The organism is Streptomyces sp. NPDC091292 (assembly GCF_044757265.1).
Classification (GTDB): domain Bacteria; phylum Actinomycetota; class Actinomycetes; order Streptomycetales; family Streptomycetaceae; genus Streptomyces.
The window spans coordinates 601,319-627,184 of the sequence record NZ_JBIVUQ010000001.1; the positions used below are offsets into that span (position 1 = coordinate 601,319).

Genomic DNA, 25,866 nt, shown 5'->3' on the forward strand with positions numbered 1-25,866 from the left:
GAAGCGCCCCCGGACGGGAGCCCGCCCCCATCCTTTGCCCCTGCCTCGGCCGGAGGCCTCCCGCAGGGGAAGCGCCCCCCGGTGCGGGAGTCGCCCCCATCCTTTGCCCCTGCCTCGGCCGGAGGCCTCCCGCAGGGGAAGCGCCCCCGGACGGGAGCCCGCCCCCACCCTCTGCCCCCGCCCCGGCCGGAGGCCCCCCGCTGGGAAAGCGCCCCCCGCCCCGTACCCTCGCCCCCGGCCGGAGGCCCCTGTGGGGGTAAAAAAGTGGGGGCGGTGTCGGTGGGGCGTCGTACGCTGGGCAGTGCACAGGTCAACCCAGCGGTCAGCGGCCCCGCATCGAGGAGGATGAGCAGGCCACAGAGCCGGCCCATGACGCAGACACCCACAGCTCACGACCCCGCGAGGGGACAGGCGCACGCTCGCTTCACCGTCCCGGCCAAACACCCGATGGTGACCGTTCTCGGTTCCGGTGACGCCCTCCTGCGCGTGATCGAAACGGCTTTCCCGGCAGCCGACATCCACGTCCGGGGCAATGAGATCAGCGCCGTCGGCGACGCCCACGAGGTCGCCCTCATCCAGCGCCTGTTCGACGAGATGATGCTGGTGCTCCGCACCGGGCAGCCGATGACGGAGGACGCCGTGGAACGATCGATCGCCATGCTCAGAGCCAGTGAGAACGGGGAGGGGGACGGAGCGGAGACACCCGCCGAGGTGCTCACCCAGAACATCCTCTCCTCCCGTGGCCGCACCATCCGCCCCAAGACTCTGAACCAGAAGCGCTACGTCGACGCGATCGACAAGCACACGATCGTGTTCGGCATCGGCCCCGCCGGCACCGGCAAGACGTACCTCGCCATGGCCAAGGCCGTACAGGCGCTCCAGTCCAAGCAGGTCACCCGCATCATCCTCACCCGCCCCGCGGTCGAGGCGGGCGAGCGCCTGGGCTTCCTGCCGGGCACGCTCTACGAGAAGATCGACCCGTACCTGCGCCCGCTGTACGACGCGCTGCACGACATGCTCGACCCGGACTCGATCCCCCGGCTGATGGCGGCCGGCACCATCGAGGTCGCCCCCCTCGCGTACATGCGTGGCCGCAGTCTCAATGACGCGTTCATCATTCTCGACGAGGCGCAGAACACGAACCCCGAGCAGATGAAGATGTTCCTCACCCGCCTCGGCTTCGACTCGAAGATCGTGGTCACGGGCGACGTCACCCAGGTCGACCTGCCGAACGGCACGAAGTCCGGTCTGCGCCAGGTGCAGGACATCCTCGAAGGCGTCGCCGACGTCCACTTCTCCCGGCTCACCTCGCAGGATGTCGTACGGCACAAGCTGGTCGGCCGTATCGTCGACGCCTACGAGAAGTACGACCACGAGAACGGCACGGAGAACGGCTCCCGCCGCAACGGCAGCAGAGGGAAGTAGACCAGCACCGTCATGTCGATCGACGTCAACAACGAATCCGGTACCGAGGTCGACGAGCAGGCGATCCTCGACATCGCGCGCTACGCCCTCGCGCGCATGCGCATCCACCCGCTCTCCGAACTGTCGGTGATCGTCGTCGACGCCGAGGCGATGGAGCAGTTGCACATCCAGTGGATGGACCTGCCGGGGCCCACGGACGTGATGTCCTTCCCGATGGACGAACTGCGTCCGCCGACGAAGGACGACGACGAGCCCCCGCAGGGCCTCCTCGGCGACATCGTGCTCTGCCCCGAGGTCGCCGAGCGGCAGGGCCGTGAGGCCGAGACGCAGCACTCCATGGACGAGGAACTGCACCTCCTCACCGTCCACGGAGTGCTGCACCTCCTGGGCTACGACCACGAGGAACCCGACGAGAAGGCCGAGATGTTCGGCCTCCAGTCGGCGATCGTCGACGGCTGGCGCGCGGAGAAGGGCCTCACCGGCCCGTCCCCGGCGCCCACCGTCTCGTAGCGCCGTGAGCGTCCAACTGATCCTCGGCGCCGTCCTGTTGGTCGTCGTGGCGTGGCTCGCCGCCTGTGCGGAGGCGGGCCTCGCCCGGGTGTCCAGCTTCCGCGCCGAGGAAGCCGTCCGCAGCGGCCGGCGCGGCAGCGCCAAGCTCGCCCAGGTCGCCGCCGACCCCACCCGCTATCTCAACGTCGCCCTGCTGGTCCGCGTCGCCTGCGAAATGGCCGCGGCGGCCCTGGTGACGTACGCCTGCCTCAAGGAGTTCGACCAGACCTGGGAGGCGCTGCTCCTCGCCATCGGCGTCATGGTCCTCGTGTCGTACGTCGCCGTCGGCGTCTCCCCGCGCACCATCGGCCGCCAGCACCCGCTGAACACGGCCACGGCCGCCGCGTACGTACTGCTGCCGCTCGCCCGGGTGATGGGACCGATCCCGCCGCTGCTCATCCTCATCGGCAACGCCCTCACCCCCGGCAAGGGGTTCCGGCGCGGCCCGTTCGCGTCCGAGGCCGAGCTGCGCGCGATGGTCGACCTCGCCGAGAAGGAATCCCTCATCGAGGACGAGGAGCGCCGCATGGTGCACTCCGTCTTCGAACTCGGCGACACCCTCGTCCGCGAGGTCATGGTGCCGCGTACCGACCTCGTCGTCATCGAGCGGTACAAGACGATCCGGCAGGCCCTCACCCTCGCGCTGCGCTCCGGCTTCTCGCGGATTCCGGTGACCGGCGAGAGCGAGGACGACATCGTCGGGATCGTGTACCTCAAGGACCTGGCCCGTAAGACGCACATCAGCCGGGACGCCGAATCGGAGCTGGTGTCGACGGCCATGCGCCCCGCCACCTTCGTACCGGACACCAAGAACGCCGGTGATCTGCTGCGCGAGATGCAGCAGGAGCGCAACCACGTCGCCGTCGTCATCGACGAGTACGGCGGCACCGCCGGCATCGTCACCATCGAGGACATCCTGGAGGAGATCGTCGGCGAGATCACCGACGAGTACGACCGGGAACTCCCGCCCGTCGAGGACCTCGGCGACGGCCGGTACCGCGTGACGGCCCGCCTCGACATCGGCGACCTCGGCGAGCTGTACGGGCTTGAGGCGTACGACGACGAGGACGTGGAGACCGTCGGCGGACTCCTCGCGAAGGCGCTCGGCCGGGTGCCGATCGCCGGGGCCTCGGCGCATGTGCGGTTGCCGGACGGGCGGGAACTGCTGCTCACCGCCGAATCCGCTGCCGGGCGCCGGAACAAGATCGTGACGGTGCTGGTGGAGCCTAAGGGGGCTGCGGGGTGAGTCGCGGGGTGAGCGGTGAGGTGAGCGGTGACGTGACCCCGGCGGGGCTGCGGGCGCTGTGTCTGTCGTTCAACGCCGCCGTCGAGGACTTCCCGTTCGGCCCCGACACGTCGGTGTTCAAGGTCCAGGGCAAGATGTTCGCCCTGACCCGGCTCGACGGCGAGCCGCTGACGGTCAACCTCAAGTGCGACCCGGACGACGCGGTGCGGCTGCGCGGGGAGCACCCCGGGGCCGTCGTGCCGGGGTGGCACATGAACAAGCGGCACTGGAACACCGTGACGGTGGGGGAGTTGCCTGCGCGGCTCGTCCGTGAGCTGGTCGAGGACTCGTACGACTTGGTGGTGGCCGGTCTGCCGCGCGCGGACCGGCTGCGCCTGGACCGGCCGTGACTTCGTATGCTCGCCGCATGACCGAGATGAGCGAGCTGGACCCCGAGGACCGCAAGATCGTCACCCTGGCCCGTTCGGCACGGGCCCGCAACGGGGTGCCCGAGGGGGCGGCCGTACGGGACGAGACGGGCCGTACATATGTGGCCGGAACCGTCGCACTGGACTCGCTCCGGCTGAGCGCGCTGCGTACGGCGGTGGCGATGGCGGTGGCTTCCGGGGCGACGTCGCTGGAGGCGGCGGCGGTGGTGACGGCCGCGAAGTCGCTTCCCGCGGAGGATCGGGCGGCCGTCTCGGACCTGGGCACGCCCGAGACGCCCATCTTTGTGGCTTCGCCGGACGGTGTGCTGCGCTGGCCTGACCTGATCTGACCTTAGGCGCCGGTCCGGCTGCTTGGCCCTGCGGGCGGCCCGCGCGGTGCCTTGCCCTGCGGGCGGCCCGGGGGATTCGGTTGGCTTGGCACCGCCGGGGTGCGTCGTTTCGGCTGAGCGCCGTTGCGGCGGAGAAGTATTGGTGGTGGTTGTGTGGGTGGGCCGTTGAGTCGGGCGGCCCGCGCGGTGCCTTGCCCTGCGGGCGGCCCGGGGGATTCGGTCGGCTTGGCACCGCCGGGATGCCTCGTGTCGGCCGAGCGCCGTTGCGGCGGAGAAGTATTGCTGGCGGCTCTGTGGGGTGGGCCGTTGTGTCGGGTGGGGCCTTGGGGGTGGTCTGACCGGGTCGCTGGTCCTCTGTTGCTGGCTTCTCAACCGGCTTGATTCGGCCAAAGGGTAGACCCCTGGCCCCGCCCCTTGTAATCCCCGGGCGCTCGCGGGTCAATGGAGCGCACTTTAGTTGACGGACCGTCAGTTCGGCGGCGCGTGCCGCACCCCGCGCGTCGGACCGGTTCGGACCACCCCCGCTACATGGCAATCCCAATTCGGGAAGGGGAACGATGAATCACAAGCGAATCGGCCTCGGTGCGGCACTCGGGGCCGGAGTTCTGGCGGCCACCGCCCTGGCGTTGGCGCCGGCCGCGGCGGCCGTGACCCCCGGGTCGGCGACCGCGGAGTACAACTGCGGTTTCTACGGCGGCGGCGAAGCCACCCTCACGGCCACCCAGAGCGGCACCACGGCCACCATCAAGCTGACGTCGTCCGAGATCACCACCCCGATCGACGTCGACCCGGACACCGTGGACGCCACGCTCACCCTCGCGAAGACCGGCGGCGGCACCACGACGTTCACCGGCAAGAAGAACCCCGCGATGGTCGCGTGGGGCGGTGTCACGGTCGGGCCCCTGACCGGCACCGTCGCACCCGGAGACAGACTCAACGCGTACCCCGGCTCCATGACGATGGTGATCTTCGGGGTCTCGGTGACCTGTAACTCCACCGGCCTTCAGTCGCCGGGCCCCTTCGTCTTCAGCTGACGTCCGGGGCACCCCCAGAAGTGAGTGAGTGACTGGCCGGTGCCGTCCCGGGGCGGCACCGGTTGTCGCGCTGCCCAAAGTCCTTACCCCGCAAGGATCTTGACAGAAACTGATGGGCCATCAGGCGATGTCCGGCGCGTGCATTGACTTTTCACACGACCCGCACATCAATGGCCGCATTCTTCAGCAGTCAGAAGGGGGCACCATGGGTTCACCGACCCGAAGACGCCGCTGGGCGGCCCTGTTGGGAGTGGCCGCACTCGCGGTCGCCGGGGGAGGGACGCTCGCCACCCCGGCGAGCGCTCTGGCGACAGCTTCCCAGCAGGTCGACTTCGCGACGCACTGCATACCACCGCCGATCGCGGGCATCCCGCCCATCGACGGCACCACCACCGCCGAGATCACGGTCGACAACGCCACCCCCAAGGTCGGCGACACCGTCACCGTGACCTACACGGTGGTCAAGCCGGCCGCGAGCAACCCGGTCGACCTCGCCCTGCCGGCCGACATCATGACCCCGACCGGCAAGGTCGCCCTGACCGGCGCGCAGACCGGTGACGTCACCGTCACGGGGCCGAAGAAGAACCCGCCCGTGCCGGGCAAGGGCGCCTTCCCGTCGTTCAGCATGACCGGCACGTTCACCGTCACCAAGGCCGGTGCGATCAATCTGTCGCCCGGCGACTACAACATCCACACCAGCTACATCATGGAGCTGGACACTCCCTGCACGGTCACCAACCCGCCCGCCCCCGTCTCCGAGACGGTCACGGCGACCGGCGGCGGCGAGACCAACCTCCGGGCCATCTCGCTCGACGCGGCCTCCGGGAAGCCCGGCGCGTTCGTCGAGGTCAGGGGCAGCAAGTTCACGGCCGGAGCCACGGTGACCCTCGCGGGCCGCGCCGGGGCCACCGAGACCGCGGACCGGACGACCGTCACCGCCGACGCACAGGGTTCCTTCACCGGCAGTCTCGGCGTCAACGACAAGGCGACGACCGGCGTGGTGGCGTACGAAGGTGCCGCCTGGAGCGACGAGAAGGGCGCCGGTCCGGCCGCGTACGTCGTCATCGACGACACACCGCTGCCGGAGAACAGCCAGAAGCTCACCACCTCCGTGCAGGCGGGCACCCTGTCGATGTCGCAGGCCGGGGACACCGTCGCCATGGCGCCGGTCGACTTCGGCAAGGGCGGCTTCTCGCGCGGCTCCCTGAACACGGTGACCGTGAAGGACTTCCGCGGCGGACCCGCGGGCTGGTCCCTCACCGGCAAGGTCACCGACTTCAAGGGACCGGGCGGCGCCACGATCGCGGCGTCGAAGCTGGGTTGGACCCCGGTGTGCACGACCAAGGAAGGCAGTCCCAGTACCTGTGTCGCCGGTTCGCCCGGCACGGTCGGCAGCGCGGGCGCGACCCTCGCCTCCGCACCCAACGGCGCGATCACCGGAGGTGAGTTCACCGTCGACGCCCGGGTCTCCCTGAACGTCCCGGCGTTCACCGCCCCCGGCGCGTACTCCGGCGTCCTCACCCTCACCCTGAGCTAGGGCACGCCTCAGTCACAGCTCAGTCACTGGTGGGCCGGGCGCGCACCCGCCCTGCCCGCCCCGATCCCGGGGGTCCGCACCCGTGCCGCACCACAAGTCGCACCACCAGACGCATCAGATGTACGCCGCCCTGCTGACGCTCCTCGCGGCCCTGCTCGCCGCCACCGTGCTGCTGCCCGCGGCCCCCGCGCGGGCCGCCGACAACGGCAGCTGGTCCGTGTTCCCCGCCTCGTCCCAGCTCGCCCAGCGCCCGTACTTCTATCTCTCGGCCGACCCCGGAAGCACCCTCACCGACAAGGTCACCGTCACCAACAAGACCGCCGAACCGCTCACCTTCCGGCTGTACGCGGCCGACGCCTACAACACCGCGCGCGACGGCGGGTTCGCGGTCCGTACGAAGGACGAGAAGCAGCGGGGCGTCGGCGCCTGGGCCAGGCCCGCCCGCGACAAGGTCACGGTGAAGCCGCATGGTGCGGTCACCGTGCCGTTCACGCTGCGGGTGCCCGAGGGCGCGGAGCCCGGCGACCACCCCGGCGCGCTGGTCGCCCTCGACGAACGGGTCGACCCCGCCGACGGAGCCGTAGCAGTCGGCGTGCAGCGCGCCGTGGGGGCCCGGATCTATCTGACGGTCGGCGGTCCGACGATGCCCGCGCTCGCCGTCGAGAAGGTCCGCGTGGCGCACGAGCAGCCCCTCGTCCCCGGCTTCGGCGACAGCATCGCCACCATCTCGTACACCCTGCGCAACACCGGCAATGTCACCCTCAACCCCCGTGTGGAGCTGACCGCGAAGGGCCTGTTCGGGCGGACACTGCTGTCCCGGGCGCTCACGAAGATCCCCTCCGAACTGCTGCCGGGGCAGGAGGTCCGGCTCAGCGAACCGTGGCGCGGCGCCCCGCAGTTGGACTGGGGCGATGTCACCCTCACGGCGAGCGCGCCGCAGACCCGGGAGTCCGCGAGCGCGTCCTTCTTCGCCCTGCCCTGGCTGCTCGCCGCCCTGTTCCTCGCGGCCCTCGTGATCGCGGGGGCCGCCCTGAAGCTGCGCGGCGGTCCGGGGACCCGTACCGGAAAGCGATGGGTGGCCGCGCTCAGACCGCGTCGGGTCCGCGCTCGCCGGTCCTGACCCGGACCACCGTCTCGACGGGCACCGCCCACACCTTGCCGTCGCCGATCTTGCCGGTGTGGGCGGCGGCCACGATCGCCTCGATCACCGGCTCCGCGTCCGCGTCCTCGACCACGACCTCGATCCGCACCTTGGGCACGAGGTCGATCGTGTACTCGGCGCCCCGGTACACCTCGGTGTGCCCGCGCTGACGCCCGTACCCGCTGGCCTCCGTCACCGTCAGACCCTGGATGCCGCGCTCCTGGAGAGCCGTCTTCACCTCGTCGAGGCGGAACGGTTTGACGATCGCGGTGATGAGCTTCATGGCGTGACCTTCCGGGGGGCGGCGGAGTGGGTGGGGGCCGCGGCCGGGGCGCCGTGGCCGAACACGCCGTGATCGTAGGCGCTCTCCGCGTGCACCGTCTGGTCGAGCCCCGTCATCTCCTGCTCCTCCGACGCCCGGAACCCCATCAACCGGTCGATGAGCTTCCCGATCCCGTACGTGACGAGGAATGTGTACGCGGCCACCGCCACCACCGCTACGGCCTGCCGGCCGAGTTGGCCGAGCCCGCCCCCGTAGAACAGGCCCTCCTTGCCGCCGGTCATCGCGGCGGTCGCGAACAGGCCGATGAGCAGGGTGCCGACGACCCCGCCGACGAAGTGGACGCCGACGACGTCCAGCGAGTCGTCGTAGCCGATACGGAACTTCCAGCCGACCGCGTACGAGCAGACCACGCCCGCCGCGAGGCCCACGACCGTCGCGCCGACGACGCCGACCGTGCCGCACGCCGGGGTGATCGCGACGAGTCCGGCGACCGCGCCCGACGCGGCGCCGAAGGTGGTGGGGTGCCCGTCGCGCCGCTGCTCCACGAAGAGCCAGCCGAGCAGGCCGGTGCAGCCGGCGACCAGGGTGTTGAGGAGCGATGCGGCGGCGAGCCCGTTGGCGCCGAGCGCCGAGCCGCCGTTGAAGCCGAGCCAGCCGAACCAGAGGAGGCCCGCGCCGAGCACGACCAGCGGCAGGTTGTGCGGGCGCATCGCGTCCTTCCGGAACCCGATGCGGGGGCCGAGCACCAGCGCGAGCGCCAGCCCTGACGCGCCCGACGCGATCTCGACGACCAGGCCGCCCGCGAAGTCGAGGGCGCCCAGCGCGTTCGCGATCCACCCGTCCGGGCCCCACACCCAGTGCGCCACGGGAACGTATACGAGGAGGGTCCACACCGGTACGAAGACGAGCCAGGCCGCGAATTTCGTACGGTCCGCGACCGCGCCGCTGATCAGGGCCGCCGTGATGATCGCGAAGGTGAGCTGGAAGGTCGTGAAGAGGAGGGTGGGGACCGTGCCGGTGAGGGTGTCCGGGCCGATGCCCGCCATGCCGAGGTGGTCGAAGCCGCCGATGAGCCCGGCGAAGGTGTCGTCTCCGAAGGCGAGGGAGTAGCCGGCGAGCAGCCAGACGACGGTGACGAGCGCGATCGAGACGAAGCTCATCATGAGCATGTTGAGGACGCTCTTCGTCCGGACCATGCCGCCGTAGAAGAGGGCGAGGCCCGGGGTCATGAGGAGGACGAGGGCGGTGGCGGCGAGCAGCCAGGCGGTGTCGCCGGTGTCGGCGGTGGGGGTGGTGGGGGTGGAGGCGGCGGCGAGTACGAGGGGGAGGGGCGTCACGGAGGTCTCTCCTCGGAACGGCGACGAGGGCGGGGGCGCCGGGGGAGAGCTTGTTGGGTGGGGGTTTCACATTGTGTACGGGGGTGTTTCCGGGGTGTTTCGTGTTGCGGGGAGGTTTCCGGGGGGACCTCACGGTGCGGTGGGTGCCGGTCGATCAGGGACAATGGGCGCCATGAGCGTTCGTACCCCGTCATCCGAGCCGTCCGAGGTCACCCACCGGGCGGGCTTCGCCTGCTTCGTGGGCCGCCCCAACGCGGGCAAGTCCACCCTCACGAATGCTCTGGTCGGCCAGAAGGTGGCGATCACCTCGAACCGGCCGCAGACCACCCGGCACACCGTACGCGGCATCGTGCACCGCCCGGACGCCCAACTCGTCCTGGTGGACACCCCCGGCCTGCACAAGCCGCGCACGCTGCTCGGGCAGCGGCTGAACGACATCGTCCGTACCACCTGGGCCGAGGTCGACGTCATCGGATTCTGCCTGCCGGCGGACGAGAAGCTGGGGCCGGGCGACCGTTTCATCGCCAAGGAGTTGGCGGCGATCCGGAAGACCCCCAAGATCGCGATCGTCACCAAGACCGACCTGGTCGACTCGAAGACCCTCGCCGAGCAGTTGATCGCGGTCGACCAGCTCGCCAAGGAGCTGGGCTTCGAGTGGGCCGAGATCGTGCCGGTGTCGGCGGTCGGCGATCAGCAGGTGGGCCTTCTCGCCGACCTGATCGCACCGCTGCTGCCGGAGGGGCCCGCGCTCTACCCCGAGGGCGACCTCACGGACGAGCCCGAGCAGGTCATGGTCGCGGAGCTGATCCGGGAGGCGGCGCTTGAGGGTGTACGGGACGAGTTGCCGCACTCGATCGCGGTCGTCGTCGAAGAGATGCTGCCCCGTGAGGACCGCCCCGCCGACCGTCCGCTCCTGGACATCCACGCCTTCGTCTACATCGAGCGCCCCAGCCAGAAGGGCATCGTGATCGGGCCCAAGGGCAAGCGGTTGAAGGAGGTCGGAATCAAGTCCCGCCAGCAGATCGAGGCGTTGCTCGGTACGCCGGTCTTCCTGGACCTCCACGTCAAGGTCGCGAAGGACTGGCAACGGGACCCCCGCCAGCTCCGGAAACTCGGCTTCTAGCCTCCGGCCCTGGTCCCATCCCACCCGCCCGCCCTCAACGGGCGGCCACCGGAACTTGCGCGAACGTCCAGAGAGGCGGGAGCGCGGGGGCGCGGGAGGCACGGGGGCGCGGGAGGCACACGGGGGCGCGGGAGGTGGCGTACGCCGTCATCGCCCGGTTCATGAAATTCATCACGACGAGGACGACGCTCAGAGTCCGCTGCTGCCTGCTGCCTGCTGCCTGCTGCCTGCTGCCTGCTGCCCGCTGCCCGCCCGGCGACGGCCAGGGCATGGGTGACGGCGGCTGCGCACGCGAGCAACATCAGCGGCGCCGCGACAGCAGGCGTGGCGCGGCGGCGCGGAAAGTCCGACAGCGGTGCGCGTCGACGGGACATGCCGTACGGCGATGGCTGCCCGTCGGCCCGTCGGCCCGTCGGCCTGGTGGCCTGGCGGCCCGTCGGCCTGGTGGCCTGGTGGCGCGGTGGCCTGGCGGCCCGTCGGCCTGGTGGCCTGGTGGCCTGGTGGCGCGGTGGCCCGTCGGCCCGTCGGCCCTTCGGCCCGTCGGCCCTTCGGCCCGTCGGCCCTTCGGCCCGTCGGCCCGTCGGCCCTTCGGCCCGTCGGCCCGTCGGCCCTTCGGCCCGTCGGCCCTTCGGCCCGGCGGCCCTTCGGCCCGTCGGCCCTTCGGCCCGTCGGCCCTTCGGCCCGTCGGCCCTTCGGCCCGGCGGCCCGGCGGCCCATCGGCCCGGCGGCCCATCGGCCCGGTGGCCTGGCGGCGCGGTGGCCCTTCGGCCCGGCGGCCTGGCGGTCCATCGGCCCGGTGGCCCATCGGCCCGGTGGCCTGGCGGCGCGGTGGCCTGGCGGTCCATCGGCCCGGCGGCCCGTCGGCCCGGTGGCCCGTCGGCCCGGTGGCCCGTCGGCCCGTCGGCCCGTCGGCCCGTCGGCCCGTCGGCCCGTCGGCCCGGTGGCCCTTCGGCCCGGTGGCCTGGCGGCGCGGTGGCCTGGCGGTCCATCGGCCTGGCGGCCCGGCGGCCTGGCGGCCTGGCGGCCTGGCGGCCTGGCGGCCTGGCGGCCTGGCGGCCCGGCGGCCCGGCGGCCCGTCGGCTTGGCGGCGCGGTGGCCCTTCGGCCCGGCGGCCCATCGGCCCATGGGCCCGGTCCAGGATGGGTCCCTCGAACCGCTCGCCAGGCGGAATCGCCGTCTGCGCCCGCCCAGTTCGGGAGCGCGATGGCGTGCCGTACGACGGTGACGCGCCCATCGTCCAGCGGCTCGGCCGATGCCTACAGCACCCCACCATCCACCGCGCACCACACACTCGGCAGCAGCGGCCGGTACCCCAGCTCGTGTCGGATCCGTGCGATGGACACGATTCCGTGCCAGGGGTCGGGGGTCTCCCGGTCGTTCATTCCTGCGGGGACCTCGACGCCGTTGATCTGGTGCAGCTCCACCGCCGTGACGGGGGCGTGGTCCGCGATGTTGTAGATGCGGCCGGTCGCCCCGGGTGCGTACAGCAGCCGGGTCAGGCCCTGGGCGACATCCGCGTGGTGCACGAGTTGCAGCCGCTGCGCGGCCGGCCACTCCGACGCCCAGCGCAGGGACTGGGCGAGGTGCGGGTCCCCGTCGCCGTAGACGAAGGCGAGCCGGCCGATGCGTACGTCGAGGCCGTCCAGGGCCAGTAGCCCGCGCTCCGCCTCCGCCTTCGACTCGGGGTACGCGCCCCACATCGGACCGCCCGGTACCACCGGATCGTCCTCGGTGAGCGGACGGCCGCGCCCGGTCCCGTAGACGAGATTGGTGCTGACCTGGACGAACCGTCGTACCCCCGACGTGACGGCGGCGCGACCCAGCTCCAGTGCGGCGTCCCGGTTGACAGCCCACGCCTCCTCGTCCGGGACGCCCCGGAACGCGGCGGCGACGTTCACCACGGCGTCCGTCCCGGCGAGTGCCTTGCCGAGGACCGTCTCGTCCCGGAGATCACCGACCGTCACCTCGGCGCCGAGCGCCGCGAAGGGGGCGGCGCGCTCGGCGTCGCGGACGAGCACCCGGACCCGGTCCCCCGTCTCCGCCGCGCGGGCGAGCAGCCGGGGCACGAGACGGCGCCCGACCTGTCCTGTCGTTCCCGTCACGAGAGTGAGCATGGCGTTCCCCGTCCGTCGTGGTCGCGTGTGCCGGATGTGCCGCATGTGCACCTGTGTCCAGCGTGGTCCCGTCGCGTCCGCCCCGGGAGAGACCCGGTGATCCGGGTAGCGGGTATCGGGGGACCGGTACTCCCTGGCTGGGCTCTGGTGACGGGTACGGCGAGGGGTGATCCTTGGCCTTGTGGACCGACTCGACCGACCGCAGCTCGCCGACTTCCTGCGCCGGGGCCGCGCCCGCCTCGACCCGTCCGACGTGGGTCTGGAGGCCGGATCGCGGCGCCGTACGCCGGGTCTGCGCCGGGAGGAGGTGGCGCAGCTCGCCGGGATGTCCGTGGACTACTACACGCGGCTCGAACAGCGGCGCGGACCGCGCCCGTCCCGGCAGATGCTGGGCGCCCTCGCGCGGGCGCTGCGGCTGTCAGGGGACGAGCGGGACCACCTGTTCCATCTGGCGGGCGAGGAGCCCCCGCGCTCGGGCACGGCGTCCGCGCACGTACGCCCCGGTCTGCTGCTGATCCTCGACCGGCTGTACGACTCGCCCGCGCTGATCCTCAACGACTACGGCGACGTCCTCGCGCAGAACCGGATGTCCGCCGCGCTGACCGGTGACCTGAGCGCCCTGCCGCCCGCCGACCGCAACATGGTGCGCCGGTTCTTCCTGTGCCCGGGGGTCCGGGACCTGTTCCCGCCCGAGGACCAGCCGGTCCACGCGCGGGCCCATGTGGCGAGCCTGCGCGCGGTGACGGCGGCCCGCCCCGACGACCCGGCCCCGGCCGCACTGGTCGCCGAACTCCTGGCGGCGAGCGAGGAGTTCAAGGCGCTGTGGGACTCGCACGAGGTCGCCGTACGCCGCTCGGCGACCAAACGGTTCCAGCACCCGCTGGTCGGCCTCCTGGAACTCGACTGCGAGATCCTGCTGACGGACGGCAACAACCAGTCGCTGCTGGTCCACTCGGCCCGCCCCGGCACGGAGTCCCATGAACGCCTGGAACTCCTCAGGGTCATCGGTCTGCAGAACCTGACTCCGAGCCCGGACGGCTCGCACTCCTGAGGCCGGTCGCGACGGACGCGCGTGCCGCGGCCTGCTCGTCACCCGCCGCCGACGCGAAGTCGAGGAGCATTCCTCTGAGCACCTGGTCCGGGGTGTAGTCGCCCATGATGTAGCCCGCGCGGGTGAGTTGGGCGAGGCCGTGGAGCTGGCTGAAGAGCTGGCGGACCAGGAGGTCGGTGTCCGTATCGGGGCGGAAGCGTCCGGCGGCGGTGCAGCGGCGCAGCGCGTCGCGCAGGGAGCGCAGGCCGTACGCGCCGATGCGGCGGTCGTCGTCCGAGAGCGTGAAGCCGGCGAGGGCCGAGCCGCCGAACATCACGGCGTAGACGTCGGGTTCGGCGCGGGCGAACTCCTGGTAGGCGCGGGAAAGGCCGGCCACTTCGGCGACGGGGTCGGCGGGGTGCCGGGCGCTCTCCGCCGTGCCGAGCGCGTGGAACCGGGCGAATCCGTCCCGCATCAACTCCCGTACCAGGCCCGGCATCGAGCCGAAGTGGGTGTACACGGCCATGGTCGACGCGCCGACCTCCTTGACCAGACGGCGGGCGCTGAGGGCGGCCGGTCCCTGCTCGGTCAGGATCCGCGCAGCGGCGTCGAGCAGCCGGCGGCGGAGGTCGTCGGGTTCCGGGCGGTGGGTTGACACGGGCAGCAGCATAACGCTGTTATTGAACATAACGGTGTTATGGGGAAGGGGTGGGGTGGGTCCCATGGGTGTACGGGGGATGCGGGCGCTGCGGGGGCGGGTCGTGCGGCTGCCGGAGGCGGGCGGGGACGACTTCGGCGTGGCGGGCGGACCGGAAGCGGCGGCGGGAGCGGGAGCAGGGGCGGGAGGTCCCCCGGTGCGGCTGGCGATCCTCGGGGACTCGACGGCGGCGGGGGTCGGCGCCTCCGTGCACGCGGAAGCACTGGCGGGGTGCGTCGCTCAGGCGCTGGCCGCGCTGACCGGACGGACGGTCTCGTGGCGGGTCTCGGCAAGGTCCGGCGCGACGATGGCGGCCGTACGGAGCGGGCTGCTGCCCGGCCTGACCGACCCGGCGACCCGCTGGCGCCCGGACCTCGTCCTGGTCGCGGCGGGCGTCAACGACGTGCTGCGGCTGCGCGGACCCCGGGCGTTCCGGCGCGAGGCGGCCCTGCTGGTACGGGACGTCCGGCTGCGGCTCGGCGAGGACGTGCCGATCGTGTTCGCGGGGCTGCCGAGCGTGGACAACTTCGACACGGTGCCGCGCGGGGTGCGGGGGCCGCTGAGTCTGTACGTGCGCTTGCTGGACCGGCAGTTGAGGGTGGTCGCGCGACGAGGCCGGGCCGTACGGCATGTGCGGTCGGGCGCCCTCCCGAAGGCGCCGGGCATGTGGCTGGCGGCCGACCACTTCCACCCGTCCCCGGCGGGCTACCGCGCCTGGTCCCACACCTTGGCGCCCGGCCTGGCCACCCTGACGACGGGCCTCGGCGCCAGTCCACGCCCCTGACAAGACCGGCGCGGGCGTCAGTCCACGCCCCTGACCCTCGTGACCAGGACCGCCCCCGCCAGGCCGATCGCCGCCGCCGTCAGATACAGGGCCCGGTAGCCGCCGAGGTGGGTGACCAGGGGGGCCGCGAGGGCCGGGGCGGCGACCTGGGGGAGGGCGTTGGTGATGTTGACGATGCCGAGGTCCTTGCCCCGGTCCGCCGCCTTCGGCAGCACATCCGTCATCAGCGCGAAGTCCACCGACGTGAACACGCCGAAGCCGACGCCCAGGACCGCCGCCGCGACGATCGCCCCCGGCCAGGTCTGCCAGACCGACAGCATCGCGGTCGCGACCGCCATCAGCAGACCCGACCCGAGGACGAACGGCTTTCGCCGGCCGGTGCGGTCCGACCAGACACCGCCCACCACGACCGTCGCCAGCAGCGTCGCGCCGTTCACCGCCGTCAGGACGAGGACGCCCTGGTCCGGGTCCGCGTGGTGCAGCCCGTCGCGCAGGTAGTAGAGGAGGTAGAGCAGGACGAGGGCGTTGCTGAGGTTGATCAGGAACCGGGTCAGCCAGGCCCACCCCAGATCCGGGTAGGCGCGCGGACTGAGCCAGAACCCGGCGGCGAAGCCCCGCCACGCGAACGGCGCCCGGTCGGCCGGGGCCGGCCGCGGATCCCGGTACCGCACCACGTACGGCAGCACCCCCGCCACCGTGAACACCGCGCACGCCGCATACCCCGCGCCGACCCCGCCCGCCACCGTCGCCAGACCGGTGCCTGCCACCACCCCGAGGAGCTGCGCGGCGCCGAGCCAACCGCCCACGACACCCCGCTGCCCGCGCGGCACCCGGTCGGGGACGGCCGCCGTCACCGCCGCGAACGCCGCGTTCAGCGTCAGTTGCACCAGGCACCAGCCCACCGCCATCGCGGCCAGGGACCGTGCCCCGCCGAGCAGCAGCAGCGACGCGGCGCCGCCCGCCGCACCGGCGACGATCCACGGCGTACGCCGCCCGAACCGTGACGTCGTCCGGTCCGACACCGCGCCGAACAGCGGGTTGGCGAGCAGCGAGACCACCGCGCCCGCACCCGTCACCCACGCGAGAACCGTCTCCTTCGACATCCCGGCCGGGGCGAACTGCTCCGCCTGGAGCGCGAGCAGGATCTGCAGCGGGCCGTACCAGCCCACCCAGATCGCCCCGTTGGCGAGCGACAGCGCCGAGGTCCAGCCGCGCCCGACCGGCACGGCGGGCTCGGCGGGCTCTGAGAGCGCCGCAGCAGGGGTCAACCGCTCCTCCGCCGTCATCTGAGCGTCCGCAGCGCCTCGCGCAGCCAGTGGTACGACGCCTTGGGTGTCCGCTCCTGGGTCTCGTAGTCGACGTGGACCAGGCCGAACCGCTGTGTGTAGCCCTCCGCCCACTCGAAGTTGTCCATCAGCGACCACACGAAGTACCCGCGCACGTCCACACCCGCCGTCAACGCGCCGTGCAGCGCCCGCAGATGACCGTCCAGATAGGCGATACGGTCCTGATCGTCCAGGCCCTCGTACGAGCAGCCGTTCTCCGTGATGACGACGGGCGGGAGCCGGTCCCCGTACCGGTCCCGGAACGCCGTCAGCAGCTCCGTCAGGCTCTCCGGCACCACCGGCCAGCCGAAGTCGGTGACCGGCCGCCCCTCGATCTGCCGTGGTGCGAAGGGGAGTTCGGCGGGGAGGGTGAGTCCGCCGTACTCGGTGGACGCCGGGCCCGGGGCGCCGACCTTCGTGGGCGCGTAGAAGTTGACGCCGTACCAGTCGACTGGGCCCGCGATGATCTCCAGATCGGCCGCGACATCGCCGGGCAACAGGTCGGCGATGCCGTCCGGGTAGCGGCCGGTGAGGACCGGGTCCGCGAACAGGCGGTTCAGGAGGAGGTCGTAGAAGTCGGCGGCGTCACGGTCCTCCTGGGCGTCGGACGCCGGCCAGGTCGGGCCGTGCGAGTTCGCGATACCGACATCGTCGGCCCCCGCCGCCCGCAGCGCCCTCAACGCGAGCCCGTGGCCGAGGAGTTGGTGGTGAGCGGCGGGCAGCGCGCCGAAGATCAGCCGGTGGCCGGGGGCGTGCTCGCCGATCGCGTGGCCGAGGAGGGTGTGCTCGGCGGGCTCGTTGATCGTGATCCACTTCGTGACGCGGTCGCCGAGACGGGCGGCGACGACAGCCGCGTACTCCGCGAAACGCTCAGCCGTGTCCCGGCTCAGCCAGCCGCCCGCCTCCTCCAGGGCGAGCGGCGTGTCCCAGTGGAAGAGGGTGGGGACCGGGCGCACGCCCTGGGCGCACAGCTCGTCCACGAGCCGGTCGTAGAAGTCCAGGCCCCGGTGGTTGACGGCGCCCGAGCCGGTCGGGAGCACGCGCGGCCAGGAGATCGAGAAGCGGTACGCGTCCACGCCGAGACCGTGGATCAGGCCGACGTCCTCGCGGTACCGGTGGTAGTGGTCGCAGGCCGTGGCGGAGGTGGTGCCGTCCTTCACCCGCCCCGGCTCGGCGGTGAACGCGTCCCATACGGACCGGCCCCGGCCGTCCTGATCGACCGCACCCTCGATCTGCTGAGCGGAGGTGGCCACGCCCCAGAGGAAGCCGGGGGGAAAGGAGGGGAGCGGAGGTGTGGTGGCTGTCATGGCCGGATCATCCATCCGGCCATGGCTGCTGCGGAAGTGTCTTGGGGGGTGCGCAGTTCCCCGCGCCCCTTGTTGGGGTGGTGCGGGTGGGAGTGTTCCTGCGGGTTGAGGGTGGCTGGGTGCGCAGTTCCCCGCGCCCCTCAATGTGCCCTGCGGGCGCTTACTTAGGTGTTACGCGCCCTCCTTAAGCACCCGGGTGATCAACTGCCGCTGGGATTCCGTCAGATGGGGATCCGTGCAGTAGCGGGTGCGGCCGTCGGCCGTGATGCGGTACGAGAAGCCGTCCGGGACGCCCAGCGGCGGCGTCGCGTGCCCTCCGGCGAGCGCCTGTTCCGCCAGTGACGTCCACGTCGCCGCGTCGGGGCGGCCCGCCGTGTCCAGCTCCGCCCGCCGCTCGATCCCCGCGAACCCGCCCGTCCGCCGCACTTCGATCCGCATACCGCCTCCTGTCCTCCCCGTCCCGTGCCCTCCCCCTACCCCGCCGTCGCGATCCCCACCTGCGACCACGCCTTGAGGACCGACTCCTGCTCCTCACCCCCGGCACCGAACCGCGCCTTCGCCGCCGCCACCGTCAAGCGTGCGAACGCCGCGAAATCCGCGTCCGACGCCAACTCGCCGCCGGTCAGCACGTCGTACCAGATCTGCCCGGCCCGCTCCCACGCATTGCCGCCGAGCGCCGTCGCGACCAGGTAGAACGCCCGGTTCGGGATACCGGAGTTGATGTGCACGCCGCCGTTGTCGCTGTTCGTGCGGACGTAGTCGGCCATCGTGGCGGGCTGCGGGTCCTTGCCGAGGACGTCGTCGTCGTACGCCGTGCCCGGCTCCTTCATCGAGCGCAGCGCCTTGCCCGTGACGCGCGGTGCGAGGAGTCCTTCGCCGATCAGCCAGTCCGCGTCGGCCGCGCTCTGCCCGAGCGCGTGCTGCTTGATGAGGGAGCCGAAGACGTCCGACAGCGACTCGTTCAGGGCGCCCGACTGCCCGTAGTACTCCAGGTTCGCCGTGTACTGCGTGACCCCGTGCGTCAGCTCGTGGCCGATGACGTCGACGGGGATCGTGAAGTCGAGGAAGATCTCGCCGTCACCGTCGCCGAACACCATCTGCTCGCCGTTCCAGAAGGCGTTGTTGTAGTCCTGGTCGTAGTGCACGGTCGCGGTCAGTGGCAGGCCCGCGCCGTCGATCGAGTTGCGCGTGAACGCCTTGAGGTAGGTGTCGAAGGTCGCGCCCAGGCCCGCGTAGGCCCGGTTGACGGTCGCGTCCCGGCCCGGCGCGTCCGCCTCCGCCCTGACCTTGCGCCCCGGCAGCGCCGTACCGTGCCCGGCGTCGTAGATCGTGCGGTGCGGGCCCTCGCCCGCCTGCGGCGCGGCCAGGGTCCGGGCGCCGGTGACCGTGGTCAGCCGGCGGCGGGTGCGTTCGAGGGCGTCCCGCTCCAGTGTGCGGCGGGCGGGATCCGAGAGCGCGGGATCGCCGTGCCGGGCCAGGCGGTCCAGGACGTGCGGCGGCACGATCGTGCAGAAGACGGGGGAGGAGAGTGTCTCGGGTGTCTCTGTCATGCAGCGAAATGTGGCACTGGGTCATCGCGCTGTCACTAGATGCGACCAGGATTGGCGAAATGGAGTGATAGATCACGGGATGGCCGTTACCCGATGCGCGTCCCGCATACTGGGACGGGTCCCCCGTGTCCGTCCCGGCTCGGTTAGGCTGCTCAGCATCATGCGTTTCGGGCTGCTTCTCCTTAGCTGCCGCGGCGAGGGCCTGTAGTCGTAGGCCGACCCCCTCCCCGCGGAGTTCGGTGGTGCGCTTAGACCGTCGGCCGTCCCCCGCGGACCCCAGAGGAGCCCACGCATCATGTCGAACCCCGCCGATTCCACCATCGGCCGTTCCACGCCCGTCACCACCGCCGCCCACTTCCAGCGGCCCACGGCGATGCCGATCCACAAGTACGGCCGGTACGAGCAGGTCGACATCGCCGACCGCACCTGGCCGAACCAGCGCATCACCAAGGCCCCCCGCTGGCTGTCGACCGACCTGCGCGACGGCAACCAGGCGCTGATCGACCCGATGTCCCCGGTCCGCAAGCGCGAGATGTTCGACCTCCTGGTCCGCATGGGCTACAAGGAGATCGAGGTCGGCTTCCCGTCCTCCGGCGCCACCGACTTCGATTTCGTACGGTCGATCATCGAGGACGGCGCGATCCCCGATGACGTGACGATCTCCGTCCTGACCCAGGCCCGCGAAGAACTCATCGAGCGGACCGTCGCCTCCCTGAAGGGCGCCCACCGCGCCACGGTCCACCTGTACAACGCGACCGCGCCCGTCTGGCGCGAGGTCGTCTTCCGTGGCTCCCGCGAGCAGGTCAAGCAGATCGCCGTGGACGGTACGCGGCTGGTGATGGAGTACGCCGAGAAGCTGCTCGACGCCCGCACCACCTTCGGATACCAGTACAGCCCCGAGATCTTCACCGACACCGAGCTGGACTTCGCCCTGGACGTCTGCGAAGGCGTCATGGACGTGTGGCAGCCCGAGGCCGGGCGCGAGATCATCCTCAACCTGCCCGCCACCGTGGAGCGTTCGACTCCGTCGACGCACGCGGACCGCTTCGAGTGGATGAGCCGCAACCTCTCCCGCCGCGAGTTCGTCTGCCTGTCGGTCCACCCGCACAACGACCGCGGTACGGCCGTCGCCGCCGCTGAACTCGCCCTGATGGCCGGCGCCGACCGGATCGAGGGCTGCCTGTTCGGACAGGGCGAGCGCACCGGGAACGTCGACCTGGTCACCCTCGGCATGAACCTGTTCTCGCAGGGCGTCGACCCGCAGATCGACTTCTCCGACATCGACGAGATCCGGCGCACCGCCGAGTACTGCAACCAGATGGAGGTCCACCCGCGCCACCCCTACGCGGGCGACCTCGTCTACACCGCCTTCTCCGGCTCCCACCAGGACGCCATCAAGAAGGGCTTCGAGTCGATGGAGACCCGCGCCGAAGCCGCAGGCAAGACCGTCGACGACATCGAATGGGCCGTGCCGTACCTGCCCATCGACCCCAAGGACGTGGGCCGCTCCTACGAGGCCGTGATCCGCGTCAACTCGCAGTCCGGCAAGGGCGGCATCGCGTACGTCCTGAAGAACGACCACAAGCTGGATCTGCCGCGCCGGATGCAGATCGAGTTCTCGAAGCTGATCCAGGCCAAGACGGACGCCGAGGGCGGCGAGGTCACGCCGAAGGACATCTGGGGCGTCTTCCAGGACGAGTACCTTCCCAACCCCGACAACCCGTGGGGCCGGATCCAGGTACGGGCCGGGCAGACCACCACCGACAAGGACGGCGTCGACACCCTCACGGTCGAGGCCACGGTCGACGGCACCGACACGGTGCTCACCGGCTCGGGCAACGGCCCGATCTCCGCCTTCTTCGACGCGCTGCACTCCGTGGGTATCGACGTACGGCTCCTCGACTACACGGAACACACGATGAGCGAAGGCGCGTCCGCGCAGGCCGCGTCGTACATCGAGTGCGCCATCGAGGACAAGGTCCTGTGGGGCATCGGAATCGACGCCAACACGACGAGGGCGTCCCTGAAGGCGGTGGTTTCGGCGGTGAACCGGGCGGGGCGCTCCGCGGGTTGAGCGGTTCCTGATCCGCTGCCGCGGGTGCGGGTGCCCTCCGGGCGGGGGCGGGGCGGGGGTTCTGCCGGGTTCCCGGCTGGGGTGCGCTGTGGGTTGGGTCGGGTTCTGATCCGCTGTCGCGGGTGCCCTCCGGGCGGGGGCGGGGCGGGGGTTCTGCCGGGTTCCCGGCTGGGGTGCGCTGTGGCTTGGGTCGGGTTCTGATCCGCTGCCGCGGGTGCCCTCCGGGCGGGGGCGGGTGGGGAATTCCGCCGGACTCTCGCCGTCGGGGCGGGTCGCCGTTGCGGCGGGAAGTGGTTTGGGTGGGGGCGGGTCCTGATCCGCTGCGGGTGCCCTCCGGGCGGGGGCGGGGCGGGGTTTTGCCGGGTCTCCGGCTGGGGTGCGCTGTGGGTTGGGTCGGGTTCTGATCCGCTGTCGCGGGTGCCCTCCGGGCGGGGGCGGGGCGGGGGTTCTGCCGGATCCTCGGCTGGGGTGCGCTGTGGCCGGGTCCTGATCCGCTGTCGCGGGTGCCCTCCGGGCGGGGGCGGGGCGGGGGTTCTGCCGGGTTCCCGGCTGGGGTGCTCTGCGGCCGGGTTCTGATCCGCTGTCGCGGGTGCCCTCCGGGCGGGGGTGGGTCGGGGATTCCGCCGGGCTCTCGCCGTCGGGGCGGGTCGTCGTTGCGGCGGGAAGTGGTTTGGGTGGGGGCGGGTGGTGCTGGGGTTCTCCCAGGCGCGCGGGGGCTGTTAGGGGTGGGTGGGGGCGGTGGTTTGTGGGTGGCTCGGCCCAGGATGTGGGTCAGGGGGTAGGGGCCGTCGTGGCGGGAGTCGTGGCTCTTCGGGCCGTTGTCGCCCAGGAGGATCAGTTGGCCGGCGGGGACTACGGGACCGGGGCCCGGTATCCCGGAGGGCATCGCGTCGCCCGGTAGTGCGGCGATCCGCTTGATCGCCAGTCGGCTCAATGCTCCGTGCCCCCGGACCACCTCCCCCGCCCCCGCCATCTCCACCACCACCACATCCCCCCGCCGCAGCGCGCCCGCCGGCACCCGCCGCGTCACCACCCACTCACCCGGCCGGTATGCCGGAATCATGCTCGGCCCGTGCACCTGCACCAGAAGGTACGTGCCGCGGACCCACCGCAGCGTCAGCACGCCCGCCGCCGGCGCGAGCGCCACCGCCATCAGCCAGATCACGTCGTAGCCACCTCCTGATAGCCCTCCGCCTGCGCCGCGAACATCCCCGCGTACAGCCCGCCCCGCGCCATCAGCTCCTCGTGCGTGCCCCGCTCCGCCACCCGGCCCTCGTCCACGACGAGCAGTTCGTCCGCCTCGCGCAGCGAACCGAGCCGGTGCGAGATGAGGACGCTGGTACGGCCCCGCCGGAACTCCCGCAGTCCCCGGTGGATGCGGGCCTCCGCCTCCGCGTCCAGACCGGAACTCGGCTCGTCCAGGATCAACAGGTCCTGCTCACCCCGCAGATACGCCCGCGCGATGGCCAGCCGCTGCCACTGCCCGCCCGACAGCGTCACCCCACGCGCCCCCGAGGCATCGCCCTCGTGGTCGCCCTGGAAGAAGATCCGCGACAGCAAGGTGTCGTAGCCGTAGGGGAGTTCCCGTACGAATCCGTCCGCGCCCGAGCGTCGCGCCGCCTCCGTGACCCGGTCGGCGGTGGCGTTCGGGAGGTCGCCGAGCGCGATGTTCTCCGACGCGCTCAGGTCGTACTCCATGTAGTCCTGGAACACCGCGCCGATCCGGCGCCGCAGCTCGGCCGGGTCCAGCTCGCGGATGTCGACGCCGTCCCAGAGGACCGCGCCCCGCTCCGGGTCGTACATCCGGCAGAGGAGTTTCACGAGGGTGCTCTTGCCGGCGCCGTTGCGGCCGACGAGGCCCAGGGTGCGGCCCCGGGCGACCCGGAAGCTGACCCCGCGCAGCGCCCACGGATGCTCCGGCGCGTACCGGAACCAGACATCGCGGAACTCGATCCCGGACGCCAACTCCCGTACCGGCGAAGGCTTCGACGGGACCGGCAGATCGGGACCGGCGTCCACGACGGACAGGAAGTGCCGGAAGAGGAGGAGTTGGTGGTGCGATTTCGCGATGTCCCGCATCAGGCCCGCGCCCGCCGCCTGCACCCCCGCCACCGACGCGATCATCAGCGACACGTCGCCCAGCGAGATCCGCCCGCTCAGCGCGGCCAGCACCGACCAGACGACGGCGACGCCCGCGCACCCGGCCGTCGTCAGACCGGCCAGGGTCTGGGTGAAGACCTCGCGCCGGTCGAGGGCCGCGTTCGCCCGGTTCGCCTTGATCTTCTCGGCCGTCATCCGCCCGCGCAGATGCCCGCCGAGATCGAACAGCCGTATTTCCTTGGCCGCTTGGAGGTTCGTCAGGAGTTCGCGGTAGAAGATCTCGCGGCGTTCCGTCGGGCCGATCCGCCAGGACGTGGCCGCGCGGCGCTTCGCCAGCCACATCTCCACCGCCAGGACCGGCGCGACGGACACCACGACGACCGGCGGCAGCCACCACGCGAGCAGCAGCAGCGACCCGAGGAACCCGGTGGCCATCACGCCCGCCCGTGCGACGGACAGCACCATCGTCACCACCACACCGGGCGTGGCCCCGCCGCTCTGCTGCGCCAGCCGCAGCCGGTCCACGAACGCCGGGTCCTCGAACCGGGCGAGGCCCGTGAACCGGCCGGTGGCCTCGTAGAGCTGCCGCTGCGCGAGCAGCCCCACGCTCCGCTCGAACTGCTTGGTCGCGTACATCAGCGCGTGCGGCAGACACCCGGTGAGCAGCCCGGCCGCCGCCAGGCTCACGCCCAGCGCGATCACCCGGTCCCGCTGGGCGTCCCCGCCCCGGGCGAGCGCGTCGACCAGGAGCTTCGTCAGCCAGGCGGTCACCACGGGGATCAGCGCGCCGAGCAGGGTCAGCGCGGCGATCGCACACGTACCGCCCCGGGTGGCGCGCCAGGTCAGCCCCAGCGCCCGCAGGATGCCCCGCATCGGTGTCACACACCCGCCGCGGACCGGGCGGCGGCCGACGGGGTCGACGGCGACAGCGAGAGATCCTCCATCCGGGTGCCCGACGCGCGGACGACCTTGTCCGGTCCGACCACCGCGAGCGCCGGATACACCTTGGCGCCCAGGGCCGTCGACACCGGACCGTCGAGCCGTTCGATCACCACGGTCGCGACCTCCTGCGCGGCGGCCCGCTTCCCCTCGACCTCCTCGGGCGTGCCCACCAGGACGGCGAGCACCTGGTCCCGGCCCGCCGCCCTGGCCCGCGCGAACGACACGAACTCCGGCAGCCGCTCCTCGCACTGGGCGCAACCGTGCGCGAAGACGCCGACCATCGTGTACGCGCCGGCGAGGAAGCCGTCGTCCACCGGGTCGCCCTCCGTGCTGACGGCGGCGAACGCGCCCACCTCGGCGCCCGCGGGCAGCATCACAGCCGGCGGACCGTTCGCCCGGCGCGCCCCGCCCGGCAGCCCGGACCCGGCACCCCCCGACTCCCGCATCTCCCGCAGGCGCCGCACGACCCCCACGGTGAGCACGATGTTGAACAGACAGAGCGCCCCGAACAGCACGGTGAGCGCGATGACGTACGGCATGGTCCAACCCCCTTCTGCGTACGGGGCCTTGGGCGGCCCCAGGTGTGCGGCTGCGTTCAGCTGTGGTGTCCGAGTGGTCTCAGCAACTGGGACAGGTCGTCGGTCAGCAGGACGAGACCGGCCGCGGCGGCCCCGAAGACGAGCGCGACGGCCGCGCCCGCGAGCGGTACGCCCGGTCCGCCGCCGGTCAGCGCGGCGCACACCCCGGTCAGCGCACCCGCGAGCAGCAGCCCGTTCCTGACGAGCTGCGCGGCGCCCACGGGCGCCGACGACGCGGCGCCGAAACAGCGGCACGCGACCCGGTCCCCGCGCCGTACCGTCCCCGCGATCGCCACCGTGAACGCGCCCAACAGGCCGGTGGCGAGGAGGAATCCGGCGAGCGCCGACCCGGTGGACGGCACCGCGAGCAGCACCACGCTCACGGATTCGGCGGCCAGTACGGTCACCGCGGCTGCCGTCAACGCGGCGCCCCCGCCGGGCAGCCAGGGCGCCAATTCCCGTACCGAATCCCGGAATGCGCGATATGCCGCACGGCCCCGCACCTTTCCCGTGAAGGAGAGGACGAAGACGAGGCCGAGGAATACGCGGCAGGAAATGAGAACATGGTCCATGGAGGTCTCACCTCTGGACGAAGGCGCCGCGCCCCGCTACGACCGGGGCGCGGCGCTTCGTCAGGTCAGGTCACCGGAGGGACAGGACCCGCGGACGGGCGCCCTCGGATCAGCAGTTGTCCGCGTCGGTGCAGCCCGTCTCGGTGGTGTAGCGGTACCCGTCGTCGCACCTCCAGTAGAAGATCTCCTTCCAGTACCAGAAGGGGCAGTGCGGGTCGCAGACCCTCGATTCGATCCAGCAGCCCTGGGCGCCGGACGAGGCGGCGTGCGCCGCCTGACGCGGAGCGACATGGCTCAGGACCTTGTCGCCGAGTGCGGTGAGCATGCTCATGTGGTGTTTCTCCTTTCACGGTGTTCGTCT

At 71.9% G+C, this 25,866-nt stretch carries 24 protein-coding genes and 1 pseudogene; 12 read left to right on the plus strand and 13 right to left on the minus strand.

Annotated elements, in window-relative coordinates:
- Positions 1–369 precede the first annotated feature (369 nt).
- The 8 genes from ACIQNU_RS02720 to ACIQNU_RS02755 all read left to right on the plus strand — a co-directional run bounded on the left by ACIQNU_RS02720 (position 370) and on the right by ACIQNU_RS02755 (position 7,668).
- A complete protein-coding gene (locus ACIQNU_RS02720) occupies positions 370–1,425 on the plus strand; it encodes a PhoH family protein (RefSeq protein WP_401360130.1) in 1,056 nt (351 codons plus the stop codon).
- Between the two features lie 12 nt (positions 1,426–1,437).
- A complete protein-coding gene (ybeY, locus tag ACIQNU_RS02725; RefSeq protein WP_401360133.1) occupies positions 1,438–1,935 on the plus strand; it encodes an rRNA maturation RNase YbeY in 498 nt (165 codons plus the stop codon).
- A gap of 4 nt (positions 1,936–1,939) precedes the next feature.
- Positions 1,940–3,220 (plus strand): hemolysin family protein, encoded by a 1,281-nt coding sequence (locus ACIQNU_RS02730; protein WP_401360136.1) that lies wholly within the window; start codon positions 1,940–1,942, stop codon positions 3,218–3,220.
- Between the two features lie 32 nt (positions 3,221–3,252).
- Complete coding sequence (locus ACIQNU_RS02735) at positions 3,253–3,609, plus strand: MmcQ/YjbR family DNA-binding protein (protein WP_401362386.1); 357 nt, start codon at positions 3,253–3,255, stop codon at positions 3,607–3,609.
- A gap of 17 nt (positions 3,610–3,626) precedes the next feature.
- Positions 3,627–3,977 (plus strand): cytidine deaminase, encoded by a 351-nt coding sequence (locus ACIQNU_RS02740; protein WP_401360138.1) that lies wholly within the window; start codon positions 3,627–3,629, stop codon positions 3,975–3,977.
- A gap of 557 nt (positions 3,978–4,534) precedes the next feature.
- Entirely contained in the window at positions 4,535–5,011 is a 477-nt protein-coding gene (locus ACIQNU_RS02745) for a hypothetical protein (protein WP_401360140.1), read from the plus strand.
- Between the two features lie 205 nt (positions 5,012–5,216).
- Positions 5,217–6,548, plus strand: a complete 1,332-nt coding sequence (locus tag ACIQNU_RS02750; RefSeq protein ID WP_401360142.1) for a beta-xylosidase — start codon at positions 5,217–5,219, stop codon at positions 6,546–6,548.
- 118 nt (positions 6,549–6,666) lie between these two features.
- Positions 6,667–7,668 (plus strand): WxL protein peptidoglycan domain-containing protein, encoded by a 1,002-nt coding sequence (locus ACIQNU_RS02755; protein WP_401362389.1) that lies wholly within the window; start codon positions 6,667–6,669, stop codon positions 7,666–7,668.
- On the opposite strand, the gene ACIQNU_RS02760 is transcribed toward ACIQNU_RS02755, so the two are convergent.
- Positions 7,634–7,972 carry a P-II family nitrogen regulator gene (locus ACIQNU_RS02760; RefSeq protein WP_401360145.1) on the minus strand — a complete coding sequence of 113 codons (339 nt, stop codon included), beginning with the start codon at positions 7,970–7,972 and terminating at the stop codon, positions 7,634–7,636. The two genes, ACIQNU_RS02755 and ACIQNU_RS02760, sit on opposite strands and share 35 nt — an antisense overlap.
- Positions 7,969–9,309, minus strand: a complete 1,341-nt coding sequence (locus tag ACIQNU_RS02765) for an ammonium transporter (RefSeq protein ID WP_401360147.1) — start codon at positions 9,307–9,309, stop codon at positions 7,969–7,971. Before ACIQNU_RS02765 ends, ACIQNU_RS02760 begins: the two co-directional genes overlap by 4 nt.
- A gap of 163 nt (positions 9,310–9,472) precedes the next feature.
- Here ACIQNU_RS02765 and era point away from each other — a divergent pair, with 163 nt between their 5' ends.
- Complete coding sequence (gene era, locus ACIQNU_RS02770; RefSeq protein ID WP_401360150.1) at positions 9,473–10,432, plus strand: GTPase Era; 960 nt, start codon at positions 9,473–9,475, stop codon at positions 10,430–10,432.
- A 1,256-nt stretch (positions 10,433–11,688) separates the two neighbouring features.
- On the opposite strand, the gene ACIQNU_RS02775 is transcribed toward era, so the two are convergent.
- The gene (locus tag ACIQNU_RS02775; RefSeq protein ID WP_401360152.1) at positions 11,689–12,546 is read right to left on the minus strand and encodes an NAD-dependent epimerase/dehydratase family protein; all 858 of its coding nucleotides are present in this window, start codon (positions 12,544–12,546) and stop codon (positions 11,689–11,691) included.
- Between the two features lie 181 nt (positions 12,547–12,727).
- Between ACIQNU_RS02775 and ACIQNU_RS02780 the strand changes: the two genes are divergently transcribed.
- Positions 12,728–13,597, plus strand: a complete 870-nt coding sequence (locus ACIQNU_RS02780; protein WP_401360154.1) for a helix-turn-helix transcriptional regulator — start codon at positions 12,728–12,730, stop codon at positions 13,595–13,597.
- Here the strand turns inward: ACIQNU_RS02780 and ACIQNU_RS02785 are convergent.
- Positions 13,548–14,234, minus strand: a complete 687-nt coding sequence (locus tag ACIQNU_RS02785; protein ID WP_401360156.1) for a TetR/AcrR family transcriptional regulator — start codon at positions 14,232–14,234, stop codon at positions 13,548–13,550. The two genes, ACIQNU_RS02780 and ACIQNU_RS02785, sit on opposite strands and share 50 nt — an antisense overlap.
- Before the next feature lie 64 nt (positions 14,235–14,298).
- On the opposite strand from ACIQNU_RS02785, the gene ACIQNU_RS02790 reads away from it, so the two are divergent.
- A complete protein-coding gene (locus tag ACIQNU_RS02790; RefSeq protein WP_401360158.1) occupies positions 14,299–15,057 on the plus strand; it encodes an SGNH/GDSL hydrolase family protein in 759 nt (252 codons plus the stop codon).
- 17 nt (positions 15,058–15,074) lie between these two features.
- Here the strand turns inward: ACIQNU_RS02790 and ACIQNU_RS02795 are convergent, their stop codons facing one another.
- The 4 genes from ACIQNU_RS02795 to ACIQNU_RS02810 form a co-directional block, all read right to left on the minus strand.
- Positions 15,075–16,343 (minus strand): MFS transporter, encoded by a 1,269-nt coding sequence (locus ACIQNU_RS02795; RefSeq protein ID WP_401360160.1) that lies wholly within the window; start codon positions 16,341–16,343, stop codon positions 15,075–15,077.
- Positions 16,340–17,689 carry a GH1 family beta-glucosidase gene (locus ACIQNU_RS02800; RefSeq protein ID WP_401360162.1) on the minus strand — a complete coding sequence of 450 codons (1,350 nt, stop codon included), beginning with the start codon at positions 17,687–17,689 and terminating at the stop codon, positions 16,340–16,342. Before ACIQNU_RS02800 ends, ACIQNU_RS02795 begins: the two co-directional genes overlap by 4 nt.
- Positions 17,690–17,860: 171 nt before the next feature.
- Positions 17,861–18,127: a protealysin inhibitor emfourin gene (locus ACIQNU_RS02805; RefSeq protein WP_401360165.1), complete on the minus strand. Its 267-nt coding sequence runs from the start codon at positions 18,125–18,127 to the stop codon at positions 17,861–17,863.
- 35 nt (positions 18,128–18,162) lie between these two features.
- Positions 18,163–19,239 carry a M4 family metallopeptidase gene (locus ACIQNU_RS02810; RefSeq protein WP_401360168.1) on the minus strand — a complete coding sequence of 359 codons (1,077 nt, stop codon included), beginning with the start codon at positions 19,237–19,239 and terminating at the stop codon, positions 18,163–18,165.
- Positions 19,240–19,534: 295 nt separating this feature from the next.
- Here ACIQNU_RS02810 and leuA point away from each other — a divergent pair, with 295 nt between their 5' ends.
- Positions 19,535–21,313 carry a 2-isopropylmalate synthase gene (gene leuA / locus ACIQNU_RS02815; protein ID WP_401360170.1) on the plus strand — a complete coding sequence of 593 codons (1,779 nt, stop codon included), beginning with the start codon at positions 19,535–19,537 and terminating at the stop codon, positions 21,311–21,313.
- 760 nt (positions 21,314–22,073) lie between these two features.
- Here leuA and ACIQNU_RS02820 read toward each other — a convergent pair.
- The 5 genes and pseudogenes from ACIQNU_RS02820 to ACIQNU_RS02840 form a co-directional block, all read right to left on the minus strand.
- Positions 22,074–22,466, minus strand: a pseudogene (locus ACIQNU_RS02820) (S26 family signal peptidase); the annotation flags it as partial.
- Between the two features lie 8 nt (positions 22,467–22,474).
- Positions 22,475–24,286 (minus strand): ABC transporter ATP-binding protein, encoded by a 1,812-nt coding sequence (locus ACIQNU_RS02825; protein WP_401360172.1) that lies wholly within the window; start codon positions 24,284–24,286, stop codon positions 22,475–22,477.
- A gap of 5 nt (positions 24,287–24,291) precedes the next feature.
- Positions 24,292–24,894: a hypothetical protein gene (locus ACIQNU_RS02830; protein WP_401360175.1), complete on the minus strand. Its 603-nt coding sequence runs from the start codon at positions 24,892–24,894 to the stop codon at positions 24,292–24,294.
- Between the two features lie 56 nt (positions 24,895–24,950).
- The gene (locus ACIQNU_RS02835; protein ID WP_401360177.1) at positions 24,951–25,505 is read right to left on the minus strand and encodes a MauE/DoxX family redox-associated membrane protein; all 555 of its coding nucleotides are present in this window, start codon (positions 25,503–25,505) and stop codon (positions 24,951–24,953) included.
- A gap of 109 nt (positions 25,506–25,614) precedes the next feature.
- The gene (locus ACIQNU_RS02840) at positions 25,615–25,836 is read right to left on the minus strand and encodes a hypothetical protein (protein WP_401360180.1); all 222 of its coding nucleotides are present in this window, start codon (positions 25,834–25,836) and stop codon (positions 25,615–25,617) included.
- Positions 25,837–25,866 lie beyond the last annotated feature (30 nt).